The organism is Rhodococcus sp. AH-ZY2 (assembly GCF_030916465.1).
Taxonomy (GTDB): Bacteria; Actinomycetota; Actinomycetes; order Mycobacteriales; family Mycobacteriaceae; genus Rhodococcus; species Rhodococcus ruber.
Map to the genome: position 1 here is coordinate 1,585,638 of NZ_CP126458.1, position 22,427 is coordinate 1,608,064.

General features: G+C 68.8%; 20 protein-coding genes and 2 tRNA genes. 11 read left to right on the forward strand and 11 right to left on the reverse strand.

Annotation, left to right across the window (positions count from 1 at the left end; translation table 11 throughout):
* Nucleotides 1–6 precede the first annotated feature (6 nt).
* The 3 genes from QNA09_RS08425 to QNA09_RS08435 all read left to right on the forward strand — a co-directional run bounded on the left by QNA09_RS08425 (nt 7) and on the right by QNA09_RS08435 (nt 2,166).
* Nucleotides 7–177 carry a hypothetical protein gene (locus tag QNA09_RS08425; RefSeq protein WP_162919307.1) on the forward strand — a complete coding sequence of 57 codons (171 nt, stop codon included), beginning with the start codon at nt 7–9 and terminating at the stop codon, nt 175–177.
* 169 nt (nt 178–346) lie between these two features.
* Nucleotides 347–1,738, forward strand: a complete 1,392-nt coding sequence (locus QNA09_RS08430; protein WP_228287164.1) for a wax ester/triacylglycerol synthase family O-acyltransferase — start codon at nt 347–349, stop codon at nt 1,736–1,738.
* A 59-nt stretch (nt 1,739–1,797) separates the two neighbouring features.
* On the forward strand, nt 1,798–2,166 hold the full coding sequence (locus QNA09_RS08435; RefSeq protein WP_010592839.1) for a carboxymuconolactone decarboxylase family protein: 369 nt from the start codon (nt 1,798–1,800) through the stop codon (nt 2,164–2,166).
* 8 nt (nt 2,167–2,174) lie between these two features.
* Here the strand turns inward: QNA09_RS08435 and QNA09_RS08440 are convergent.
* Nucleotides 2,175–2,248: transfer RNA gene (locus tag QNA09_RS08440), tRNA-Gly, on the reverse strand.
* Between the two features lie 137 nt (nt 2,249–2,385).
* Here QNA09_RS08440 and QNA09_RS08445 point away from each other — a divergent pair.
* The 5 genes from QNA09_RS08445 to clpX all read left to right on the forward strand — a co-directional run bounded on the left by QNA09_RS08445 (nt 2,386) and on the right by clpX (nt 6,990).
* Nucleotides 2,386–2,462 (forward strand) — tRNA-Pro (locus QNA09_RS08445).
* Between the two features lie 101 nt (nt 2,463–2,563).
* A complete protein-coding gene (tig, locus tag QNA09_RS08450; RefSeq protein ID WP_203011693.1) occupies nt 2,564–3,940 on the forward strand; it encodes a trigger factor in 1,377 nt (458 codons plus the stop codon).
* Nucleotides 3,941–4,121: 181 nt separating this feature from the next.
* Complete coding sequence (locus tag QNA09_RS08455; RefSeq protein WP_003938127.1) at nt 4,122–4,748, forward strand: ATP-dependent Clp protease proteolytic subunit; 627 nt, start codon at nt 4,122–4,124, stop codon at nt 4,746–4,748.
* Between the two features lie 49 nt (nt 4,749–4,797).
* Complete coding sequence (locus QNA09_RS08460; protein ID WP_003938128.1) at nt 4,798–5,484, forward strand: ATP-dependent Clp protease proteolytic subunit; 687 nt, start codon at nt 4,798–4,800, stop codon at nt 5,482–5,484.
* A gap of 228 nt (nt 5,485–5,712) precedes the next feature.
* Entirely contained in the window at nt 5,713–6,990 is a 1,278-nt protein-coding gene (gene clpX / locus QNA09_RS08465) for an ATP-dependent Clp protease ATP-binding subunit ClpX (protein ID WP_003938129.1), read from the forward strand.
* Between the two features lie 132 nt (nt 6,991–7,122).
* On the opposite strand, the gene QNA09_RS08470 is transcribed toward clpX, so the two are convergent.
* A complete protein-coding gene (locus tag QNA09_RS08470; protein WP_010592835.1) occupies nt 7,123–8,466 on the reverse strand; it encodes an MFS transporter in 1,344 nt (447 codons plus the stop codon).
* A 166-nt stretch (nt 8,467–8,632) separates the two neighbouring features.
* Complete coding sequence (locus tag QNA09_RS08475) at nt 8,633–9,283, reverse strand: TetR family transcriptional regulator (protein ID WP_010592834.1); 651 nt, start codon at nt 9,281–9,283, stop codon at nt 8,633–8,635.
* A 101-nt stretch (nt 9,284–9,384) separates the two neighbouring features.
* Between QNA09_RS08475 and QNA09_RS08480 the strand changes: the two genes are divergently transcribed.
* Nucleotides 9,385–10,257: a shikimate dehydrogenase gene (locus QNA09_RS08480; protein WP_017680499.1), complete on the forward strand. Its 873-nt coding sequence runs from the start codon at nt 9,385–9,387 to the stop codon at nt 10,255–10,257.
* Between the two features lie 31 nt (nt 10,258–10,288).
* Here QNA09_RS08480 and QNA09_RS08485 read toward each other — a convergent pair whose 3' ends face one another.
* Complete coding sequence (locus QNA09_RS08485) at nt 10,289–10,930, reverse strand: TetR/AcrR family transcriptional regulator (protein WP_225222741.1); 642 nt, start codon at nt 10,928–10,930, stop codon at nt 10,289–10,291.
* Between the two features lie 63 nt (nt 10,931–10,993).
* Here QNA09_RS08485 and QNA09_RS08490 point away from each other — a divergent pair, with 63 nt between their 5' ends.
* Nucleotides 10,994–12,169, forward strand: coding sequence for a S9 family peptidase (locus QNA09_RS08490; protein WP_040271701.1), 1,176 nt, complete (start codon nt 10,994–10,996; stop codon nt 12,167–12,169).
* Between the two features lie 16 nt (nt 12,170–12,185).
* Here the strand turns inward: QNA09_RS08490 and fdhD are convergent, their stop codons facing one another.
* Nucleotides 12,186–12,998, reverse strand: coding sequence for a formate dehydrogenase accessory sulfurtransferase FdhD (gene fdhD / locus QNA09_RS08495; protein WP_017680501.1), 813 nt, complete (start codon nt 12,996–12,998; stop codon nt 12,186–12,188).
* Nucleotides 12,998–15,307 (reverse strand): FdhF/YdeP family oxidoreductase, encoded by a 2,310-nt coding sequence (locus QNA09_RS08500; protein WP_010592829.1) that lies wholly within the window; start codon nt 15,305–15,307, stop codon nt 12,998–13,000. The genes fdhD and QNA09_RS08500 overlap by 1 nt, the downstream gene beginning before the upstream one ends.
* A gap of 238 nt (nt 15,308–15,545) precedes the next feature.
* On the opposite strand from QNA09_RS08500, the gene QNA09_RS08505 reads away from it, so the two are divergent.
* Nucleotides 15,546–16,898 carry an ammonium transporter gene (locus tag QNA09_RS08505; RefSeq protein ID WP_010592828.1) on the forward strand — a complete coding sequence of 451 codons (1,353 nt, stop codon included), beginning with the start codon at nt 15,546–15,548 and terminating at the stop codon, nt 16,896–16,898.
* A 166-nt stretch (nt 16,899–17,064) separates the two neighbouring features.
* On the opposite strand, the gene QNA09_RS08510 is transcribed toward QNA09_RS08505, so the two are convergent.
* The 5 genes from QNA09_RS08510 to glnT all read right to left on the reverse strand — a co-directional run bounded on the left by QNA09_RS08510 (nt 17,065) and on the right by glnT (nt 22,315).
* Nucleotides 17,065–17,712: an XRE family transcriptional regulator gene (locus tag QNA09_RS08510; protein ID WP_010592827.1), complete on the reverse strand. Its 648-nt coding sequence runs from the start codon at nt 17,710–17,712 to the stop codon at nt 17,065–17,067.
* A gap of 134 nt (nt 17,713–17,846) precedes the next feature.
* Nucleotides 17,847–19,172, reverse strand: a complete 1,326-nt coding sequence (locus QNA09_RS08515) for an FMN-binding glutamate synthase family protein (protein WP_006937284.1) — start codon at nt 19,170–19,172, stop codon at nt 17,847–17,849.
* A 34-nt stretch (nt 19,173–19,206) separates the two neighbouring features.
* Nucleotides 19,207–19,893 (reverse strand): protein glxC, encoded by a 687-nt coding sequence (locus tag QNA09_RS08520; protein WP_029539893.1) that lies wholly within the window; start codon nt 19,891–19,893, stop codon nt 19,207–19,209.
* 101 nt (nt 19,894–19,994) lie between these two features.
* Nucleotides 19,995–20,882 carry a glutamine amidotransferase gene (locus QNA09_RS08525; RefSeq protein ID WP_006937281.1) on the reverse strand — a complete coding sequence of 296 codons (888 nt, stop codon included), beginning with the start codon at nt 20,880–20,882 and terminating at the stop codon, nt 19,995–19,997.
* 56 nt (nt 20,883–20,938) lie between these two features.
* Nucleotides 20,939–22,315, reverse strand: a complete 1,377-nt coding sequence (gene glnT, locus QNA09_RS08530; RefSeq protein WP_010592825.1) for a type III glutamate--ammonia ligase — start codon at nt 22,313–22,315, stop codon at nt 20,939–20,941.
* Between the last annotated feature and the right edge of the window lie 112 nt (nt 22,316–22,427).

Here is a 22,427-nt window from a genome sequence, read left to right on the forward strand (position 1 = left end):
GACCCCATGTGTTACCCCGTCACCTGCCCGAACTGTGGGAAGACCGGCTGGGGCGGCTGCGGCCAGCATGTCGATGCCGTCATGCGTTCCGTGCCCGCACCCGAGCGCTGCACCTGCGGCCAGGACACCACCCCCGGTGCGCAGGCACACACCCTCGGCGGACTCTTTCGCCGCTGACCGCACCTCGACGAGACTGCGCCTCCACCGCATTCTCCGCCGCGGCAACACCCCGCCCTGCGCGAGCTGGGCGGGGTGTTCGCGTCGCGGTCCGAGGGCCAATGACCCTTCCGCGGTCCGCGTGCCGGTGAAAAACTCGTAGACGCCCACTCGAGAAGGGACATCCGTGGTGAACAGAGCGATGGGGCCGGTGGACACCATCTGGCTCAACATGGACCGGCCCGAGAACCTCATGATCATCGACTCGCTGATGTTCTTCGAGGGGCCCGTGGACTGGTCGCGCGTGGTGTCCCTCGTGCAACGCCGCTTCGTCGACGCCTACCCCGCTTTCCGGCAACGCCCGGTGCAACCGCGCACCCACATCGGGTCGCCGCACTGGGAGGACGACCCGGCGTTCGATCTCGACAACCACCTGATCCGGACGACCCTGCCCCGCAGTGACGACGCGACGCTGCAGCGGTACATCGAGCAGCGGATGCCGGTGCCGTTCGATCGTCACCGCCCGCTGTGGGAGATGCACCTCGTCGACGGATACCGGCACGGAGCCGTCGTCTACACCCGGCTCCACCACTGCATCGCCGACGGCATCGCGCTCAACCAGGTGATGCTCTCGATGACCGGCGAGACTCCGGACAGTGACCTCGACGCCCCCGGGGCTACCGAGCCCGAGCACCGTGCCGGTCTCCTCGAGGGCGCGGCCAAACTGGCCGGCACCGCGATAGCGACCACCGCCGGTGCCGCGTCCGGAGTCGCCCACATGCTGTGGGACCTGCCCAAACTGCTCGACCCGCATGTCCTGGGCGACGCCTTCACCCAGGTCGAACGCACCGGCGGGATCGCGGACAAGCTCGTGCTCGGTCCCAAGCCGCACACGCCGCTCAGTGGCCGACCGGGAACGGCCAAGCGCGCGGTGTGGTGCGAGCCCTTTCCGCTCGACGACATCAAGCACATCGGTCACGAGACCGGCACCACCGTCAACGACGTGCTCATGGGAGCCGTCGCCGGCGCACTCGCGACGTACATCCGTGAGCACGGCGGCGAGCCGCAGGACGTACCCACGATGGTGCCCGTCAACGTTCGCCCCCTCGACCAGCCCCTCCCGAAGGAACTCGGGAACCAGTTCGCACTGGTGCTCTTCAAATACCCGTCGGCGCTGGCGACTCCGCTCGAACGCATCGTCGAGACCCACCGGCGCATGGAGGTCATCAAGCACTCACCGGAGGTGACCCTCACCTTCGGCCTGATCAAGGCGATCGGGCGTACCGGCCCGGAACTGGAGAGGTTCTTCGTGGACTTCTTCTCCGACAAGGCGATCGGGGTCACCACCAACGTCCCCGGCCCGACGGGCGACCGGTACCTGGGAGGAACGAAGATCCGCGGTGTGCTCGCCTGGGTGCCCGGCGCAGGCGAGCAGACCCTGGGTGTCTCGATCTTCAGCTACAGCGGCAGGGTCCGGGTCGGCTTCAAGGCGGACGCGGACCGGGTGCCCGATCCCGAGAATCTCGTCCGCGCCTTCACCGACGAGATCGACGGGCTGCTGCGGCTCTCGCACGCTGTGTGACACGCCCCGAATCCGCCGATTCGATGCCCGCGCCGGGGGTGGATGTCTACCGTCGGCTCATGAGCGAGCACGGGCACTACCAGGAAATCCTCAACGTACTGAATCCGCAGCACCGGGCGCTGCGTGCGGCGATCCCCGAGGTCTATCAGGGTTTCAACGCACTGAGCAAGGCCGCCTTCGCTCCCGGAGCCCTGGATACCAGGACCAAGGAACTGATCGCCCTCGCGATCGGCGTCGTCGACGAATGCGACGGCTGCATCGCCTCCCATGCGCGCAGCGCCGTCCGTGCCGGAGCGAGCAGGCAGGAGGCGGCCGAGGCGATCGGCGTCGCATTCCTCATGCAGGGAGGTCCCGCGACGATCTACGGTTCGCGGGCGTACACCGCGTTCTGCGAATTCGCCGACGCCGAGGAGCGGCGGGACCGGTGACGGTCCGGTGGAGGGGATGACGGGAATCGAACCCGCGTAGCCAGTTTGGAAGACTGGGGCTCTACCATTGAGCTACATCCCCATGCATGCGATCGACCCGGGTTTCCGGGTCCGCCGCGTGCAGGAACAGACTGTACCGAACCTCGCTTTGGATTTCATAATCGGGGGGCCGTAGGATTCTCCCGCGGGTCCCCGGAAGGTTCCGGGTGCCGGTGTTGACGGGATGTGGCGCAGCTTGGTAGCGCATCCGCTTTGGGAGCGGAGGGTCGCAGGTTCGAATCCTGTCATCCCGACCAGGAAGAACTGGGTGGAAGACCGCGCACCCGGTGACAGCTTGATCGAACGACACACGAGCACGAACAGAACGACACACGAGCACGACAGAAGGAGCATGTCCGTGAAGAGCACCGTCGAGCAGCTCAGCCCGACGCGAGTCCGTATCAACGTTGAGGTGCCCTTCGAGGAGCTCCAGCCTGATTTCGACCGCGCGTTCAAGGCACTCGCCAGCCAGATCCGACTGCCCGGCTTCCGGCCGGGTAAGGCTCCGCGCAAGCTGCTCGAGGCCCGCGTCGGGCGGGGCGCCGTGCTCGAGCAGGTCGTCAACGACGCCATCCCGGCCCGCTACAGCGAGGCAGTGACCGCCAACGAGGTCAAGGTCCTCGGCCAGCCCGAGGTCGACATCACCAAGCTCGAGGACAACGTCGAGCTCGTCTTCACCGCCGAGGTGGACGTCCGGCCCGAGATCGCCCTGCCCGACTTCTCCACCATCGAGGTCACCGTCGATCCCGTGGAGATCACCGACGAGGCGGTCGAGGAGCAGCTGCTGTCGCTGCGTCAGCGTTTCGGCACCCTCACCGGTGTCGAGCGTCCGGTGCAGGACGGTGACTTCGTGTCCATCGATCTGTCCGCGACCGTCGGCGGCGAGGCGGTCCCCGAGGCCTCCACCACCGGTCTGTCCCACGAGGTGGGGTCGGGTCAGCTCATCGACGGCCTCGACGAGGCGCTCGTCGGCATGTCCGCGGGCGAGTCGAAGGAGTTCACCACCACGCTGGTCGCCGGTGACCATGCCGGCGACGAGGCCGTCGTCACCGTCACGGTGAACAGTGTCAAGGAGCGCGAGCTGCCCGCCGAGGACGACGAGTTCGCCCAGCTCGCGAGCGAGTTCGACACCCTCGACGAGCTCAAGGCGGACCTGCGCGAGCGGGTCTCCCGGGTCAAGAAGGTCGAGCAGGCCGGTCAGATCCGCGACAAGGTTCTCGACGTGCTGCTCGAGACGGTCGAGGTGCCGCTGCCCGAGGCCGTCGTCCAGGCCGAGATCGACGGCGCCCTGCACGACGCCATCCACGCGCTCGATCACGACGAGACCAAGCTCGACGAGCTCCTCGAAGAGCAGGGCTCGAGCCGCGAGGAGTTCGACAAGGACACCCGTGAGTCCGCCGAGCGCGCCGTGAAGGTGCAGCTGCTGCTCGACGCGATCGCCGAGGCCGAAGGCACCACCGTCGAGCAGGAAGAGCTCACCGAGCGCATCTTCTTCCAGGCGCAGCGCTACGGGATTCCGCCGGAGCAGTTCATCCAGCAGATCGGCCAGGCGAACCAGCTGGGCGCCGTCTACGCGGACGTCCGTCGCGGCAAGGCCCTCGGCAGCGTCGTCGACCGCGCGACCGTCACCGACACCAGTGGCGCCACGGTCGACACCTCCGAGCTGTTCGGCACGAAGAGCGACGACGAGTCCGAGGACGCCGAGGCTCCGGGCGGCGAGGGCGAATCCGAGTAGTCGGCCGAGATCCGTTGCCGCACCGCGCGATTGCATGCGGGGCGTGGCAACGGTCCTCCGCCGGGTACGCCGAGTGGAAATTTCCGCTTTGAGCGAAGTGGGGCGGCACCGGGCATCCGGTGCCGCCCCACTTCGTTACTGTCAGTGTCAGCAATCCACGATTGACGAGAAGGCAGGTACCGTGACTCCTCAGAATCCGGCGACATCCATCGGTCCCACGATGACCTCGGCCACCGCTGGGCTCAACCTCAGCGACTCGGTCTACGAGCGGCTGCTGCGCGAGCGGATCATCTTCCTCGGTACCCAGGTCGACGACGACATCGCGAACAAGCTCTGCGCGCAGATCCTGCTGCTGTCCGCGGAGGATCCGACTCGCGACATCTCGCTCTACATCAACTCCCCGGGTGGATCCGTCACAGCCGGCATGGCGATCTACGACACCATGAAGTTCGTCGAGTGCGACGTGGCGACCTTCGCGATGGGTCTGGCTGCCTCCATGGGGCAGTTCCTGCTCTCGGCCGGCACGCGGGGCAAGCGGTACGCCCTGCCGCACGCGCGGATCATGATGCACCAGCCGTCCGCCGGTATCGGCGGTACCGCGAGTGACATCGCGATCATGGCGGAACAGTTCGCGCACACCAAGCGGGAAATGGCGGAACTGATCGCCGAGCACACCGGCCAGACCGTCGAGCAGATCACGAAGGACTCGGACCGCGACCGCTGGTTCACCGCCAAGGAAGCGCTCGAGTACGGCTTCGTCGATCACGTCGTCTCGCGGGCGCAGCAGGCCGGCGGCACCGGCAACTAGTTCCGAGCCCCCCGATCCGCTCTACGCCCCACGAATTCCTGGAGAAGCGATGACCAACCTGTTCGATCCGCGCCAGCTCGGCGGCCAAGCTGCTGCCGCACCTGGGGGCACCGCCCCCGCATCCCCGGCGAGCCGCTACATCCTGCCTTCGTTCATCGAGCATTCGAGTTACGGCGTCAAGGAGTCCAACCCGTACAACAAGCTCTTCGAGGAACGCATCATCTTCCTCGGCGTGCAGGTGGACGACGCCTCCGCGAACGACGTCATGGCTCAGCTGCTGGTGCTCGAGTCGCTGGACCCGGACCGCGACATCACGATGTACATCAACTCGCCCGGCGGCTCCTTCACGTCACTGATGGCGATCTACGACACCATGCAGTACGTGCGGGCCGACATCACCACCGTCTGCCTCGGCCAGGCCGCATCGGCGGCGGCGGTGCTGCTCGCTGCCGGCACCCCCGGCAAGCGGCTCGCCCTGCCCAACGCCCGCGTGCTCATCCACCAGCCCGCCACCGGCGGCATCCAGGGCCAGGTGTCCGACCTGGAGATCCAGGCAGCGGAGATCGAGCGCATGCGCCGCCTGATGGAGACGACGCTGGCCAAGCACACCGGCAAGGATCCCGACCAGATTCGCAAGGACACCGACCGCGACAAGATCCTCACCGCCGCGGAGGCCGTCGACTACGGTCTGATCGACAACGTGCTCGAGTACCGCAAGCTCTCGGCTCAGAAGTAACCGCCTCGGCCCGGCCCGGAGTGCGCCCCGCGCGCCTCCGGGACCGGGCCGGTGTGCTCGAGCGGCGTTGCCGCTGCGGCGCACAAATAATGGCCCGAATCGCCCGGAACCGGTCGACCGCCGTCGCTGTCTCCGGGTACGGTCGTTCCAAGGGCCCGCTCCCCGGACCGGCGCTGTCGGCGGTCGCGGGATCGGTTGCACGCTCACGAGGAAGTAGGGACCTGACAGATGGCACGTATCGGTGACGGGGGCGACCTGCTCAAATGTTCTTTCTGCGGAAAGAGCCAGAAGCAGGTCAAGAAGCTCATTGCGGGCCCAGGGGTCTACATCTGCGACGAGTGCATCGACCTGTGCAACGAGATCATCGAGGAAGAGCTGGCCGAGTCCAACGAGGTCAAGCTCGACGAGTTGCCCAAGCCGGCCGAGATCCGCGAGTTCCTCGACAACTACGTCATCGGGCAGGACTCCGCGAAGCGGACCCTGGCGGTGGCGGTCTACAACCATTACAAGCGCATCCAGGCGGGCGAGAAGGCGCGCGATACGCGTGGCGAGTCGGTCGAGCTGGCCAAGTCGAACATCCTGCTGCTCGGACCCACCGGCTGCGGCAAGACGTACCTGGCGCAGACCCTGGCGAAGATGCTGAACGTGCCGTTCGCGATCGCCGACGCCACCGCCCTGACCGAGGCCGGCTACGTCGGTGAGGACGTCGAGAACATCCTCCTCAAGCTCATCCAGGCGGCCGACTACGACGTCAAGCGCGCCGAGACCGGGATCATCTACATCGACGAGGTCGACAAGATCGCCCGCAAGAGCGAGAACCCGTCCATCACCCGCGACGTGTCCGGTGAGGGCGTCCAGCAGGCGTTGCTGAAGATCCTCGAGGGCACCCAGGCGTCGGTACCGCCGCAGGGCGGGCGCAAGCACCCGCACCAGGAGTTCATCCAGATCGACACCACCAACGTGCTGTTCATCGTCGCCGGTGCCTTCGCCGGACTCGAGCGGATCGTCTCGGACCGGGTGGGCAAGCGCGGGATCGGCTTCGGCGCCGAGGTGAAGTCGAAGGCCGAGATCGATACCACCGATCACTTCGCCGAGGTCATGCCCGAAGACCTGATCAAGTTCGGGCTCATCCCCGAGTTCATCGGTCGCTTGCCCGTCGTCGCCTCGGTGACGAACCTCGACAAGGATTCGCTCGTGCAGATCCTGTCGGAGCCGAAGAACGCGCTCGTCAAGCAGTACGTCCGGCTCTTCGAAATGGACGGGGTGGAACTCGAGTTCACCCAGGACGGCCTGGAAGCCGTCGCCGACCAGGCGATTCTGCGTGGTACCGGCGCCCGCGGTCTGCGCGCCATCATGGAGGAGGTCCTGCTGCCGGTGATGTACGACATCCCGAGCCGCGACGACGTCGCCAAGGTGGTCGTCACCGCCGAAACCGTCAACGACAACGTGCTTCCTACGATCGTGCCGCGCAAGCCCGAGCGCGAGCGTCGCGACAAGACCGCCTGATCGCGGAACACGGAGTAGGCCCCGGCACACGACGTGCCGGGGCCTACTCGTATGGCCGGAACCTGTGTGACCGAATGTCACATCGCATCGATGTGATCGACGCGATGTGACATTCGGTCCCTGGGGGGAGGGTCAGATCCGGTTGCCGAGCTCGCGCAACGGGGTGCGGAAGGTCTCCTTCGCGGACAGCGCGGAGACCGCACACACCAGGCAGGCGCCGGAGGTCAGGATGGCGACGGGCAGCCAGTTCGTCGGGTCGCCGCCCATGAGCGCGGTGCCGATGGCGGGGGCGAAGCCGGCGATGGCGAAGCCGAGCTGGGTTCCGATCGCCATACCGGAGTAGCGGACCTTCGTGTTGAACATCTCGGCGTAGAACGACGGCCAGATCGCATTGGGTGCGGCGTAGAGCAGACCCATCAGGGCGATGCCGGCGGCGAAGATCAGCGCGACGTTACCGGTCGAGATGGCTTGGAAGTACACGAAGACGAACACCGCCGAGCCGAGGACGCCGGTGACGAAGACGGGCTTACGGCCGACGCGATCCGACAGGGCGGCGAGGGCGGGCTGACTGAACAGGGCGACGGCGTTGGCGGCGATCGCGACCGCGAGCATCGTCGACTTGGCGATGCCCACTTCGTCGCTGGTCGCGAACGCCAGGCCGAAGACGGCGAAGATCGTGCTCACGACCGCGACGAAGGCGCAGAAGACCACGCGAGCCAGGTTGGCGGAGTGGGTTCGCAGCAGGTCGGCCACCGGCAGCTTGGCGACGTCGTCGGCCTTCTTGGTCTCCGCGAACTCCTCAGGCTCCTCGAGCTTGCGCCGCATGACGTACGCGGCGACGAGCACGAGCAGGCTGCCCCAGAACGGGACGCGCCAGCCCCAGCTGTAGAGGATGTCGTCGGGCATGGCCGCGACGGGCAGGAACACCAGGCTGGCGAGGATGAAACCCGCTTGGGTGCCGTTGAGCGTCCAGCTCGCGAAGAATGCGCGACGGTTCTGCGGGGCGTGCTCGAGGGTCAGGGAGCTGGCGCCGGACTGCTCGCCGGCGGCGGAGATGCCCTGGAAGATGCGCATCAATACGAGCAGGGCGGGGGCGAGCACGCCGATCGACTCGGCGCTGGGGATCAGGCCGATGCCGAAGGTGGCGACACCCATCAGGATGAGGGTGAACAGCATGACGTTCTTGCGCCCGACCCGGTCACCGAAGTGGCCGAGGACCACGGCGCCGAGGGGACGCGCGACGTAGGCGACGCCGAAGGTCGACAGGGACAGCAGTGCCGCGTGCCCGCTGTCGGGGAAGAACACCGTCGGGAAGATCAGGGCAGCGGCGGAGGCGTAGATGTAGAAGTCGTAGTACTCGAGCATGCTGCCGAGAAAGGCCGACGACGCCGCGCGCTTGACCTTGGTGGTGTCGTGCGGGCGGGCAGCGGTCGTCATACCGGAATTCTCCGGCGTGTCGAGGGTGTGCGCGGTCATCGCGTCTCCTGTGCGGAAAAGATGGGGGATGTTCGAGATACGAACCCGGGTTCGTTCTGCGTCGTTCCGAATGTAGGCGCCATCACACGCCCGCCGCAAGATGTATGAACTAGATAGTTCATAAATTTTCGGGAGGCGTGCCGGTGTGCCGTGGCGTCGGGGTCGCTCAGTCGGGCGCGGTCGTCAGGTAGGCGACCACGAGATCGCCCAGCATCCGCCGGTGCCGGGTCCGCAGTTCGTCCGTGGCGAGATCCTGGTCGAACAGTGCCTGCCAGGTGTACCGGTTGGCGGTGCGGAAGACACAGAAACTGCTGATCACCAGGTGGATGTCGAGAGCGTCCACGCCGTCGCGGAAGATCCCGTCTGCCCGGCCGCGTTCGAGGATGCCGGTGAGCACGTCGACGGCGGGCGCCCCCAGGCCGGCGAGCCGGGTCGACCGGCGGATGTGCTCGCCGCGGAGCATGTTCTCGTTGGCGACGATGCGAATGAAGTCGGGGTGCTGGTCGTGATGGTCGAACGTGGCCTCGGCCAGCGTGCGGATGGCTTCCACGGGGCCGAGGTCCGCGAGGTCCAGCTCCCGCTCCTGGGCGCGGATCGTTCCGTACGAGTTCTCGAGGACGGCCCGGTAGAGGCCCTCCTTGTCGCCGAAGTAGTAGTAGATCATCCGCTTGGTGGTCTGCGTGCGCTCGGCGATCTCGTCGACCCGGGCTCCGGACAGCCCCTTGTCCGCGAACTCCGCCGTGGCCACCTCGAGGATGTTCTCCCTGGTGAGGTCGCTGTTGCGGCGGCGTCGGCCGGTGGTCTGCTCGGTTGCCATGGCGCCACCCTATCGACCGGGTGTTGTGCCGGCGCCCTCCGTGGCCGTACGCTGTGTCTTGTAACTCACTAGTTCGTACATTGCGCTGGGAAAGGCCCGCCATGACCGACTCCATCCTCTGCGGCCTCATCGGAACCGGCATCGGTGCGTCGTTGACCCCGCCCATGCACGAGGCGGAGGGCGCGCGACAGGGTATGCGCTACGTCTACAAGATCGTCGACCTCGACGTGCTGGGTCTGGCGGTGGCCGATCTGCCGCGGCTGCTCCGCTCCGCGCACGACCTGGGCTTCCGTGGCCTGAATATCACCCATCCGTGCAAGCAGGCGGTCATCGAGCACCTCGACGACCTCTCCCCGGAGGCGAGCCGGCTCGGTGCCGTCAACACCGTCCTCTTCGACGGAGGCCGGGCGATCGGGCACAACACCGACTGGTCGGGATTCGGTCGCAACTTCGACCGGGGTCTGGGCGGTGTCGCCCTCGACAGGGTGGTCCAGCTCGGGGCCGGGGGAGCCGGTGCGGCGGTCGCCTATGCGGTGCTCACCCGCGGCGTGCGCGAATTCACCGTCGTCGACGCCGATCTCGCGCGAGCCACCGCACTGCGCGACAAGCTGACCGTGTTGTTCCCGGGCGCCGCTGTCGGTACGGCGACGCCGGACGAGCTGCCCCGATTGTTGGCCGCCGCCGACGGCCTCGTCCACGCGACGCCCGTCGGCATGGCCACCCACCCCGGGACGGCCTTCGACCCGGCGCTGCTGCGGCCCGACCTGTGGGTCGCCGAGGTCGTCTACCGGCCCATCGAGACCGAGCTCGTCCTGCGGGCTCGGGCGCTCGGCGCCCCGACGCTGACCGGGGCGGGGATGGCCGTCTTCCAGGCCGTCGACGCATTCCGCATCTTCACCGGCGTGGAGCCCGATGCGGAGCGGATGCTCGCGCACATGACCGCCCTGATCGAAGCGGAGAAGGTCGCCGTCTGACCGGCACGTCCGGGTGCGTCCTCCGGGGCGTCTACCGTTTGGGCACGCGGAGCATCGCGCAGGCCAGATCGACGATCTCCGACTCGAACGCTCCCAGTTCGGGCGCTTCCCCCACGTCGTGGGCGCGTTCCCAGGCGGCGTAGGAGCCGATGACGAACCGCACCGTCAGGCCGACCCGGCGCCGGGCCTCGGCCTCGGCCAGCTCGAGACTGTGCACGATCGCCTCGAACAGCGACGTGAGCACCGTGAGCGACTCGTCGGTCGGGTAGTAGTCGGCACGGGACGCGCCGGAGGCGGGGATCGTCAGGAACTCCAGGGGCGCCACGGCGAGCCACTGCTCGTTGAAGCGGGCCCAGTAGCTGGGCCGGCCGCGGGCGACCTCGGTCGTGAGGGGGTGGACGTAGGCGAAGACCAGCCGTTCCAGGCGCGGCGGCGTGTCGAGGCGGGCGGCGTCCACGAGGGCGGCCCGTTCCGCGTTGACTCGCGGTGCGTGCCGGGTCCACACCGCGTCGAGCAGTCCGTGCCACGACCCGAAGTGGTACGCGACGGCCGAATTGTTGCGCTGACCGGCGGCTTTGACCACCTCCCGCGCCGAGACGCCGTGAATGCCGCGGTGCGCGATCAGTTCCTCCGCGGCATCGAGCAGGGCGAGACGACCCGTTGACACGACCATGACGTCCACTGTACTAAGAAGCTCAACTTTCCATTTAATACGAGCATCTTAACGGAGGAACTCGTGACCCGACTTTCCGGCAGGCGCATCGTCGTCGCGCTCGCTCTGTCCTCGGTAGTGGCTGCATCGGCGTGTTCGGAGTCGAATCCGCCGCCGTCCGAGCGCGCACCCGGTGCACTCGTCAGCTCCCGCCCCCTGACCACCGCTGCGGCACTGCCCAGTGCGGCGCGTACCGACCTGATCACCTACCTGTCCGAGGATGCGGCCGGCCGCACGATCCTCGTATCCGGGACGGTCGCAATCCCCCGGGGCGATGCGCCCGACGGTGGGTGGCCGGTGATCAGCTGGGCCCACGGCACCACCGGTGTCGGGGACGCCTGCGCACCGTCCGCCGACACGGTCGGCGGGCCCGCCCACGGCTACCTGTCCCGCACCACCGCCATGCTCGATCGGTGGGTCGCGGACGGCTACGTCGTCGTGCAGACCGACTACGAGGGGCTCGGCACGCCCGGCGGCCACCCGTACATGAACGGCGACAGCGCCGCGAACACCGTCGTCGACATCGTGCGGGCGGCACGCGAAGCCGATCCCGGGGTCGGCACCCGGTGGACGGCGATGGGCCACAGTCAGGGCGGGCACGCCGCGCTGTTCACCGCCGCGCACGGCGCCGAGCGCGCCCCCGAGCTCGAACTGCAGGGAGCGGTCGCCTATGCGCCGGGCAGCCGCACCAGCGAGACGGCCGCCTACTTCGAAACCGGCGGTCCGGGCATCGCGCAGGCGCTGAGCTTCCTGCCCGTCCTGCTGCTCGGCGCCGAGGCCGCCGACCCGGACATCGCGGCCGACGCGATGCTCACCGACGCCTCCCGGCCGCTGCTCGCGGCGGCGCGCACCGGGTGCATGGACGACGTGCGCGCCGCGGCCGCAACCGTGCCCGTGGACCAGGTGTTCGCGCCCGGCGCCGACGTCGGTCGCCTGACCGAGTACTTCGCCACGCAGGAACCCGAAGCCCTGACGCTGACCGTGCCGACGCTCGTCGTGCAAGGGACGACCGACGTGCTCGTCTCCCGCCAGATCACCGACGAGGTCACGAACTCGTTGTGCAGCAATGGATCCCCTGTCTCGTACGAGGTCTACGACGGCGCCGACCACCGCGGCGTGCTCGAGGCCGCCCACGACGACGTGCGCTCGTTCGTCGAGGAGGTGAGCTCCGGCGAGGCGCCGGCGGCCGTCTGCAGCTGAGGTCCGGACCGTCGATTCACGCGACGGTGCCGGTGTAGACGTTCATCGAGTCGCCGCGGAGGAAGCCGACCAGTGTCAGGCCCGCCTCCGCGGCGAGATCGACCGCGAGCGACGACGGGGCCGAAACCGCGCCGAGCGCCGGTACTCCCGCCATCACGGCCTTCTGCACCAGCTCGAAGGACGCCCGCCCGCTGACGACGAGCACGCTGTCCGACAACGGGATCCGGTTCTCGGTCAGCGCCCAGCCGAGCACCTTGTCGACCGCGTTGTGCCGGCCCACGTCCTCCCGTAGCGCCAGCAGGGTGCCGTCGGGGGTGAACAGCGCTGCGGCGTGGAGGCCCCCGGTGCTCTGGAAGACCTTCTGCCGCTGACGCATCCGTGGGGGCATTCCGGTGAGGGCGCGGGCGGAGACCGCGAAACCGTCGGTCAGCGGGAACCGGGTACGGGTGCGCACCTGATCGAGGGACTCCTTCCCGCACACCCCGCATGCGGAACTCGTGACGAAGTTGCGTGCGCCCGCCCCGTCCGGCACCGCGACCCCGGGCGCGAGCTGCACGTCGAGCACGTTGTACGTGTTGGCGCCGGTGTCGTCGACCCCGTCGCAGTAGCGCACCACGGCGACGTCCTCGCGGCCGCCGATGATGCCCTCCGCGAGGAGGAAGCCGTGGGTGAGTTCCACGTCGTGTCCCGGGGTCCGCATGGTCACCGTGAGGGCGCGGCCGTCCAGGCGGATCTCGAGCGGTTCCTCCACCGCGAGGCTGTCCGGCCGGCGCGCCTGCCCGTCCGCGGTGATCCGCAGGACGGGCCGGCGGGCGGTGACTCGGCCCATCAGTCCGTCCCGGCCGGTTCGAGCCGCACGACGATCGCCTTGGAGACCGGGGTGTTGGACTTCTCGGCGACGTGGTCGAGCGGCACCAGCGGGTTGGTCTCCGGGTAGTAGGCGGCGGCGTTGCCGCGCGGGGTGTCGTAGGCGACGACCCGGAAGCTCTTCACCCGGCGTTCTTCGACCGTGTCCCCGGTCTGCCACTCCGACACGACATCGACGAGATCGCCGTCGGTCAGGCCCAGTTCGGTGATGTCCTCGGCGTTGACGAAGACGACCTTGCGGCCGTTCTTCACGCCGCGGTAGCGGTCGTCGAGTCCGTAGATCGTGGTGTTGTACTGATCGTGGCTGCGCAGGGTCTGCAGGACGAGCCGGCCCGGGGGAGTGGGCACCCAGACGAGGTCGTTGACGCTGAAGTTGGCTTTGCCGGTGGGGGTGTCGAACTCGCGGTTGTCGCGCGGCGGGTGCGGCAGCTGGAACCCGTCGCGTCGGCGGACCTTCGTGTTGTAGTCCTCGCAGCCGGGCACGACGCGCCCGATCGAGTCGCGGATCAGGTCGTAGTCGCCCTCGAACGCCGACCACCGGACGGAGTGGTCGGGGCCGAACAACTCGCGCGCGAGCCGGCACACGATTGCGACCTCGCTGCGCAGTTCGTCGCTGACGGGGTGCAGCCGGCCGCGGGACAGGTGCACCATGGACATCGAATCCTCCACGGAGACCAGCTGTCTGCCGCTCTTCTGCACGTCGAGGTCGGTCCGGCCGAGAGTGGGCAGGATCAGTGCGGTGCGGCCGTGCACGAGGTGGCTGCGATTGAGCTTGGTCGAGATCTGCACCGTCAGGTCGCAGCGCCGGAGCGCTTCCTCGGTGGCACGGGTATCCGGGGTCGCGGCGACGAAGTTGCCGCCCATCGCCATGAAGAAGCTCGCCCGTCCGTCGCGCATCGCACGGATCGCGTCGACGGTGTCGTACCCGTGTGCGCGGGGACTCGTGATGCCGAACTCGCGGTCGAGCGCGGCGAGGAACGACTCGGGCATCTTCTCCCAGATGCCCATGGTCCGGTCGCCCTGCACGTTGGAGTGTCCCCGCACCGGGCACACACCCGCGCCGGGCTTGCCGATCATTCCCCGCAGCAGCAGGAGATTGACGGCCTCGGCGATGGTGGCGACGGCATGGGTGTGCTGGGTCAGTCCCATCGCCCAGCACGCGACGGTGCGCTGCGAGCGCGCCAGGTCCGCGGCGGTGGCGCGCAGCTGCTCCTCGCTCAGCCCGGTGGCCTCGACGACCGTGCCGAGATCCACCGCGCGGATGTGCCGCTCGTACTCGTCGAAGCCCGCGCAGTGGGCGTCGACGAAAGCCCGGTCGATCACGGTGCCGGGGGCCGCGTCCTCCGCCTCGAACAGGAGCCTGCCGAGTCCCTGGAACAGGGCCAGGTCGCCGCCGAGGCGGATCTGCAGGAATTCGTCCGCGATGTCGGTGCCGTGCCTGAGCACGCCGTCGACGCGCTGCGGGTCCTTGAACCGGAGCAGCCCGGCCTCGGGCAGGGGATTGATCGCGATGATCCTCGCGCCGTTCTCCTTGGCCTTCACCAGGGTGGAGAGCATGCGCGGATGGTTGGTGCCGGGGTTCTGTCCGGCGATGAGGATCAGGTCGGCCTGTTCGAGGTCGGGCACCGACACCGAGCCCTTGCCGATTCCGATGCTCTCGACGAGTGCGCTGCCCGACGATTCGTGGCACATGTTGGAGCAGTCGGGCATGTTGTTGGTGCCGTAGCTGCGGATCAGCAGCTGGTAGAGGAACGCGGCCTCGTTGCTGGTGCGGCCCGAGGTGTAGAAGACGGCGTGGTCCGGGGTGGGCAGGTCGCGCAGGTGGTCGGCGATCAGCCGGTACGCGTCGTCCCACTCGATCGGGGCGTAGTGGCTCGCGTCCGGGCGCAGCACCATCGGATGGGTCAGCCGGCCCTGCTGTCCGAGCCAGTAGTCGGTCTTCTGCGACAACTCGGCGACGGAGTGCCGGGCGAAGAATTCGGGCGTGACCGTGCGCAGGGTGGCTTCCTCGGCGACGGCCTTGGCGCCGTTCTCGCAGAACTCCGCGGGTTTGCGGTGACCGGGAGTCTCGGGCCAGGCGCAGCCCGGGCAGTCGAAGCCGTGCCGCTGGTTCAGACGCGGCAGCGTCGCGGCGGTGCGGGCGACGCCCATCTGTTCGTAGGCGCGCTTCAGCGACACCAGGACCGCCGGGACACCGGCGGCGTGGTCCTTCGGCCCGGTGACCTCCAGGTCGGATTCCACGATGTCGTGCAGCGGACCGTGTCGAGTCATGTGTCCATCCTCACCCGCGGGAGATGCGCATACCAGTTCGAACGCTACCGGTTGCCGCCGAGCGAGCGATCGGGGGTGGCAGTTCCGGGCGCGAGCTGCCGTTACACGAAGTTCACCGGCGGCTCCCACGCACATTACACAGCGAGTTCACTCTCAGGTGACGGTGATTAACAACATAAGACAGTCACCGCGACACGGACGAGGGGCGATCCCTCGGGACTGGACAAGGTGGACACCTATGGAAGAGGCAATCGCTGCCGCCGATACCGCCTGGATTCTCGCGGCCTTCACGGCGGTCTCGCTGATGGTTCCCGGGCTCGCGCTGTTCTACGGCGGCATGGTGAGCGTCCGCAGCACGCTCAACATGATCATGATGACGTTCGCAGGATTCGCACTGGTCGGAGTCCTGTGGGTGCTGTTCGGCTACTCGGCCGTGCTCGGAGACTCGCTCGGCGGTGCCGGACTGCTCGGCAACCCGCTCGAGTATCTCGGGCTCGGCCAGCTGCTCGCGGCGCCGGCCGAACCGGGGCTGCCCCCGGCCCTGATAGCAGGATTCCAGCTGCTGTTCGCAGGCATCACCGTCGCCCTCGTGTGCGGCGCCCTTGCGGACCGCATGAAGTTCTCGGCCTGGATGGTGTTCGCCGGGCTGTGGGCAGTGCTGGTGTACTTCCCCGTCGCGCACTGGGTGTTCGCGTTCGACTCGGAGGACGGGTCCGTCGTCGGCGGGTGGATCGCCAACACCCTCGGCGCGGTCGACTTCGCCGGCGGCACCGCCGTGCACATCAACGCCGGCATCGCGGCTCTCGCGGTGATCCTCGTGCTCGGCAAGCGCCGCTCGTTCCTCAATCCGCCTCGGCCGCACAGCCTTCCGCTGACCGTTCTCGGTGCCGGCATCCTGTTCTTCGGCTGGTTCGGCTTCAACGGCGGTTCCGCGCTCGCCGCGAACAACAGCGCCTCCGTCGTGGTGCTCAACACCCTCGCCGCGGCGTGCGCCGGCATCTGTGGCTGGCTGATCGTCGAAAGGTTGCGGGAGGGCCACGCCACCACCCTCGGTGCGGCGTCCGGCCTCATCGCCGCCCTCGTCGCGATCACCCCGGCCTGCGGGGCCGTCTCGCCGATCGGCGCGCTCGTCGTCGGCGCCCTGGCCGGCGCGCTGTGCTGCTTCGCGATCTCGTTGAAGTTCCGCCTGGGCTACGACGACGCGCTCGACGTCGTGGGCATCCACCTCGTCGGCGGTGTCCTGGGCACGATTCTCATCGGATTCCTGGCCGTGCCGGCGGCGCCGAGCGGTGCCACCGGGCTCTTCTACGGCGGCGGATTCGGTCTGCTGGGCACCCAGACCGTCGCCGTGCTCGCGGTGCTGGCCTATTCCTTCGCGGTCACCTGGATCATCGCCAAGGGTCTGGACCTGGTCATGGGCCTGCGCGTCGACCCGGAGACCGAATACGAAGGCCTCGACGTCGTCGTGCACGGCGAAACCGCGTACGTGCTCGACGCGGTGGGCTTCACCGGCACGTCCCGTACGGAGGCGGCGTCGGTCGCGGAGGCGGCGACGGCACTCACGTCCAAGGCGGCAGCCGAGAAGCTCTGACCGAGGACCGACAACGGGTGAGGCCCCCGCTACGGCGGGGGCCTCGTTCGTCGTCGAGCGGGAGATTCTCGCGACGAGGGGGCGGTTACCGCTGCCTGCACCCGCGATGCACCGCGGCGGTGTCCCTCTCGACGCGGAAACCCCCCGCTCGTGGTGGAGAGCGGGATCAGTCCTGGTGTTTGTCCGGGTACGCGGTGACCGCGAGGAACCGGATGGGCAGGGTGACGAGCTCGTTCGGCCCGTGGATGCCCTCGCCGTCGAGCAGCAGGGCGTCGCCGGGTTGGAGCCGGTACTCGGATTCGCCGTGCCCGTAGACCATCTCGCCCTCGAGCATGTAGAGCAGCTCGGTCCCCGGATGCTGGAACAGCGGGAAGACCTCGCTCGCGTCGGTGAGCGTCACCAGCACGGGCTCGAGCCGCTTGTGCTGGCCCCGCAGCGTGCCGAGCAACTCGTAGTGGTGTCCGACGCGGGTGCCGCGGCCGACGATCTCCGCGCCCTGGCCGGCCCTGACGAACACCGCCTCGCGCTGCGCGTCGGCGCCGCGGAACAGCGACGTCACCGGTACGTCGAGACCTGCGGCCAGGCGGGCGAGGGTCGAGAGGCTGCACGACGTCTGGGCGTTCTCGATCTTCGACAGCATCGCCTTGGAGATGCCCACCTTCGCGGCCATGTCGCCCACGGAGAGCCCGCTGGCGATCCGCAACTTGCGGACCTCCTGTGCGATGGCGCGTTCCAGGTCCACCCCGGTCGGGGTGTCCCGCGGGACCTCCCGGCCCGGCGCGTCGTACAGTACGGGGCGCTCGGGGCTGCTCATGTCCTCACTGTACGTGCTGTTTCCCGACAGTGGACGATCGTGCGAGGGGCAGGCACACGGAACGAGCGAATGTGCCTTACCGTCGGACAGGCCGACGGTAAGGCACATTCGCTCGGTGGAAGGCGGGCAGCGGCTCAGAAGCCCTGGCCGGGCACCCAGTTGGTGCCGGCCAGTGGCACCCGCGCCATGGCGGCCGACTCGATGGTCAGGGCCACGAGGTCCTGCGGCTCGAGGTTGCGCAGGTGCGACTTGCCGCAGGCGCGTGCGATGGTCTGGGCCTCCATGGTGAGCACGCGCAGGTAGTTCGCGAGGCGGCGGCCGCCCTCGACCGGATCGAACCGGGCCTGCAGGTCCGGATCCTGCGTGGTGATGCCGGCGGGGTCCTTGCCGTCCTGGAAGTCGTCGTAGAACCCGGCGGCCGAGCCGAGCTTCTCGTACTCCGCCTGGTACCGGGGGTTGTTGTCGCCCAACGCGATCAGCGCCGCGGTGCCGATGGCGACGGCGTCCGCGCCGAGGGCCATGGCCTTGGCGACGTCGGCGCCGGACCGGATGCCGCCGGAGACGACGAGCTGCACGCCACCGGGGGTGCGGTGCATTCCCATCTCCTGCAGCGCCTGCACGGCCTGGGGGATCGCGGCGAGGGTGGGAATGCCGACGTGCTCGATGAACACGTCCTGCGTGGCGGCCGTGCCACCCTGCATGCCGTCGACCACGACGACGTCGGCCCCGGCCTTCACGGCGAGCTTGACGTCGTAGTAGGTGCGGGTCGCGCCGACCTTGACGTAGATCGGCTTCTCCCACCCGGTGATCTCGCGCAGTTCGATGATCTTGACGGCGAGGTCGTCCGGGCCGGTCCAGTCGGGGTGCCGGCACGCGCTGCGCTGGTCGATACCGACGGGCAGGGTGCGCATTCCGGCGACGCGCTCGGTGATCTTCTGCCCGAGCAGCATGCCGCCGCCGCCGGGCTTGGCGCCCTGGCCGAGGACGACCTCGATCGCGTCGGCCTTGCGCAGGTCGTCGGGGTTCATCCCGTAGCGCGACGGCAGGTACTGGTAGACGAGGTGCTTGGACTGACCGCGTTCCTCCGGCGTCATGCCGCCGTCGCCGGTGGTGGTGGACGTGCCGACCTCGCTGGCGCCGCGCCCGAGAGCCTCCTTCGCCCGCCCGGACAGCGCCCCGAAGCTCATGCCGGCGATGGTGACCGGGATGTCGAGGTGCAGCGGGTACTTCGCGTGCCGGTCGCCGAGGACCACGTCGGTCTCGCACTTCTCGCGGTAACCCTCGAGCGGGTACCGCGACATCGACGCGCCGAGGAACAGCAGGTCGTCGAAGTGCGGAAGCTTGCGCTTGGCGCCCCATCCGCGGATGTCGTAGATGCCGGTCTCGGCGGCACGCTGGATCTCGTGGATGACGTTGCGGTCGAAGGTGGCCGACTCACGAAGTCCGGGCTGGAAGGTCATGGGAGTCTCCTGGGATGCGGTGCGGGCGGTGCGATCAGTACGCCGAGGCGTTGTCGACGTGGAAGTGGTAGAGCCCGCGGGCGGAGCCGTAGCGGGTGAACTCGGCGGGGTCGGCGTCGAAGCCGGCCGCCCGGAGGAGTTCGCGCAGTTCCTCGAGGTGCTCGGGCCGCATCTCCTTCTTGACGCAGTCCGCACCGAGGGAGGCGACGGTGCCGCGGACGTAGATGCGCGCCTCGTACAACGAATCGCCGAGGGCCTCGCCGGCGTCGCCGAGGACGACGAGCCGTCCGGCCTGTCCCATGAAGGCGCTCATGTGGCCGATGCTGCCGCCGACGACGATGTCGACGCCCTTCATGGAGATGCCGCAGCGGGCGGCGGCATTGCCCTCGATCACCAGCAGCCCGCCGTGGGCCGTGGCGCCGGCGGACTGGGAGGCGTCCCCGGTGACGCGCACGGTGCCCGACATCATGTTCTCGGCGACCCCGACCCCGGCGTTGCCCGCGACGGTGACGGTCGCATGCTTGTTCATCCCGGCGGCGTAGTAGCCGACGTGGCCTTCGATGCGCACGTCGATCGGCCGGTCGAGCCCGCACGCGAGGGCGTGCTTGCCCTGGGGATTGGTCACGGTCACCGCGGCCGGGGCTTCGGTGGCCTGCAGTGCGGCGTTGAGTTCGCGCGTGGTGGTGACGTCGAGGTCGTACGTCGTGCCGGCGGGAAGCATGTCGGCGGGAAGCGTGTCGGTGGGCAGGGTCTCGGAAGGCAGGGTCTCGGCAGGCATGGTCGTCTCCGGCGTCGAAGAGATGGGGGAAGCGTCGGTGCTGGTCAGCGGTGCCATACGTAGACCCGCTCCGGCTCGGGCTCGAAGATGTGAGCGTCCGCGATGCCGGGCAGGCCGGCGAGGGCCCGGAACTCGGAGGCCATCGCGACGTACGCGTCGGTCTCGGCGACGATCGCCGGCTTGCAGGCGATCGGGTCGCGTACGACGGCGAACGAGTCGGACGTCGACACGAGGAGGGTGTAGAACCCGTCGAAGCGCTCCCCGAGCAAACGCAGGGCCTTCTCCAGGTCGGCGCCCTCGGCGAGGTGCTTGGCGACGAACCGTGCCCCGACCTCGGTGTCGTTCTCGCTGTCGAATGCCACACCCTCGGCCTCGAGTTCGCGCTTGACCGACAGGTGGTTGGAGAACGAGCCGTTGTGCACCAGGCACTGGTCCGGGCCGACGGCGAACGGGTGCGAGCCGGCGGCGGTGACGGCCGATTCGGTGGCCATGCGGGTGTGGCCGACGCCCTGCCAGCCGGAGGCGGCCGGGATCCCGAAGCGCTCGGCCAGCGCCACCGGATCGCCCATGCCCTTGAGGACGGTCACGTCGTCGCCGAAGCCGATGATCGTTGCACCGGGGTCGACGGCGCGGACGGTGTCGGCGAGCAACTGGGCCGGGACCGGCGCGTGGAGCACGGTGGTGGGGGCCAGGTCGATCGCGGTCACGGTCACGCCGAGTGCGGCACCGGCGGTGGCGGCGACGTCCGGGGCGGCGCCGAGCAGGGACACCGACGCGTGGCCGGCGGGGGAGAAGGTGGGGTCGCCGTAGAGGGCGACTCCGGCCGAATCCGGTCCCCGGTCGACCATCTGGCCGAGCATGCCGGTCAGCAGGCCACCCAGCCGGGGGGCGAGGGAGGCGTCACGCAGGTGAAGCCCGACGATTCCGCACATGGGTCGTCTCTCCTTTACAGGTCGTCGTTCGCGGTGGCCCGTTCGGACCGAACGGGTCAGAAGGCGGTCAGGTAGCTGTCGATCTCCCACGAGGTCACGGTGTTGTGCCAGTGGAAGAACTCCTCCCGCTTGAGGGAGGCGAAGTACTCGGCGACGCCCGGGCCGGCGGCGTCGAGGGCGCCGGTGACGACGGGGTCGGCGGTGAGCGCGTCCATCGCGTGCAGCAGGGTCATCGGCAGCGTCTCCGAGTTCGGGGTGCCGCCGGGTGCGCCGGGATCGAGCTTGCGGTCGATGCCGTCGAGGCCCGCCGCGACGGTCGCGGCGGCAGCGAGGTACGGGTTGGCGGAGCCGTCCCCGCCGCGCAGCTCGACGCGGTTGCCGTCCGGAACGCGGAGGTAGTGGGTGCGGTCGTTGCCGCCGTAGGTGGCGTGCCGCGGCGACCACGTCGCGCCGGAGCTGGTCGCGGTGGCGCCGGTCCGCTTGTAGGAGTTGACGGTCGGGGCGATCACGCCCTGCAGGGCGCAGGCATGGTCGAGGATGCCGGCGATGAACGCGTAGGCGGTCTCGGACAGGCCGAGACCGCGGGGGTCCTCGGCGTCGGGGAAGGCGGAGCCGTCCTCCCGCCACAGCGACAGGTGCATGTGCATGCCCGAGCCGGTGCGGTCGGCGAACGGCTTGGGCATGAAGGTCGCGGTCATGCCGCGCTGCTCGGCGAGCACCGAGATCAGGTAGCGCAGGGTGACGACGCGGTCGGCGGTGGTCATCGCGTCGGCGTACTGGAAGTTCTGCTCGAACTGCCCGTTGCCGTCCTCGTGGTCGTTGGCGTAGTTGCCCCAGCCGAGGGAGTTCATCGCCGCGGAGATCGAGGTCAGGTGCTCGTACATGCGGGTGACGTCACGGGCGTCGTAGCAGGGCTGCCGGGAGGTGTCGAGCACGTCGGCGGTGCGCAGCGTCCCGTCCTCGTCGCGCTGGACGAGGAAGTACTCGATCTCGGCGCCGACCTTGACGGACAGGCCCCGTTCGGCCGCCTTGCCGAGAACCTCCTTCAGGATCACCCGCGGGGCGTAGGGCCAGGGCTTGCCCTCGACGTGGGGATCACAGTGCACCAGCGCAAGGCCCGGGCGCACGAACGGGATCGGCGTGAAGGAGGTGGGATCCGGGATAGCGACGAGGTCGGGATCCCTGGGGACCTGACCCATGGCTCCGGCGGCGTAGCCCGCGAAGCCGACCCCGTCGGACTGCAGCTCGTCGACCGCCTCGACCGGGACGAGCTTGGCGCAGGGCTTGCCGGCGAGGTTAGTGAACACCGCGAGGATGAAGCGGGTGTCGGTGGCGCGGGCGAGTGCGGCGAGATCGGCGGAGCCGGCGGCATCGGCGGGGGCGTCCGTGGAGGGCAGACGCATCACGGGGAGGTCGGTGGCTTCGAGCGTCATGGGGACTCCTGGGGTTCGGCTGCGAAGTTTCATAAGGTGAATCGCTGTCGAATGCAATGAAACATAGCATGCATGACGGGCGTGTTACGCCGCCGTGAGTTTGTGGTGACGG

Bases quoted from the DNA above. Each gene is read 5' to 3' on its own strand.
- QNA09_RS08525 (WP_006937281.1), bottom strand. From the start codon at position 20,882: ATGTGCGGAATCGTCGGGCTTCACCTGCGTGACGCCTCCCTCGCCCCC.
- fdhD (WP_017680501.1), bottom strand. From the start codon at position 12,998: ATGGGCCGAGTCACCGCCCGCCGGCCCGTCCTGCGGATCACCGCGGAC.
- QNA09_RS08475 (WP_010592834.1), bottom strand. From the start codon at position 9,283: ATGGCAACCGAGCAGACCACCGGCCGACGCCGCCGCAACAGCGACCTC.
- glnT (WP_010592825.1), bottom strand. From the start codon at position 22,315: ATGACGCTCGAAGCCACCGACCTCCCCGTGATGCGTCTGCCCTCCACG.
- QNA09_RS08435 (WP_010592839.1), top strand. From the start codon at position 1,798: ATGAGCGAGCACGGGCACTACCAGGAAATCCTCAACGTACTGAATCCG.
- QNA09_RS08425 (WP_162919307.1), top strand. From the start codon at position 7: ATGTGTTACCCCGTCACCTGCCCGAACTGTGGGAAGACCGGCTGGGGC.
- QNA09_RS08485 (WP_225222741.1), bottom strand. From the start codon at position 10,930: ATGGTCGTGTCAACGGGTCGTCTCGCCCTGCTCGATGCCGCGGAGGAA.
- QNA09_RS08510 (WP_010592827.1), bottom strand. From the start codon at position 17,712: ATGAGCAGCCCCGAGCGCCCCGTACTGTACGACGCGCCGGGCCGGGAG.
- QNA09_RS08520 (WP_029539893.1), bottom strand. From the start codon at position 19,893: ATGCTTCCCGCCGGCACGACGTACGACCTCGACGTCACCACCACGCGC.
- QNA09_RS08480 (WP_017680499.1), top strand. From the start codon at position 9,385: ATGACCGACTCCATCCTCTGCGGCCTCATCGGAACCGGCATCGGTGCG.
- clpX (WP_003938129.1), top strand. From the start codon at position 5,713: ATGGCACGTATCGGTGACGGGGGCGACCTGCTCAAATGTTCTTTCTGC.
- QNA09_RS08505 (WP_010592828.1), top strand. From the start codon at position 15,546: ATGGAAGAGGCAATCGCTGCCGCCGATACCGCCTGGATTCTCGCGGCC.
- QNA09_RS08500 (WP_010592829.1), bottom strand. From the start codon at position 15,307: ATGACTCGACACGGTCCGCTGCACGACATCGTGGAATCCGACCTGGAG.
- QNA09_RS08460 (WP_003938128.1), top strand. From the start codon at position 4,798: ATGACCAACCTGTTCGATCCGCGCCAGCTCGGCGGCCAAGCTGCTGCC.
- QNA09_RS08470 (WP_010592835.1), bottom strand. From the start codon at position 8,466: ATGACCGCGCACACCCTCGACACGCCGGAGAATTCCGGTATGACGACC.
- QNA09_RS08515 (WP_006937284.1), bottom strand. From the start codon at position 19,172: ATGACCTTCCAGCCCGGACTTCGTGAGTCGGCCACCTTCGACCGCAAC.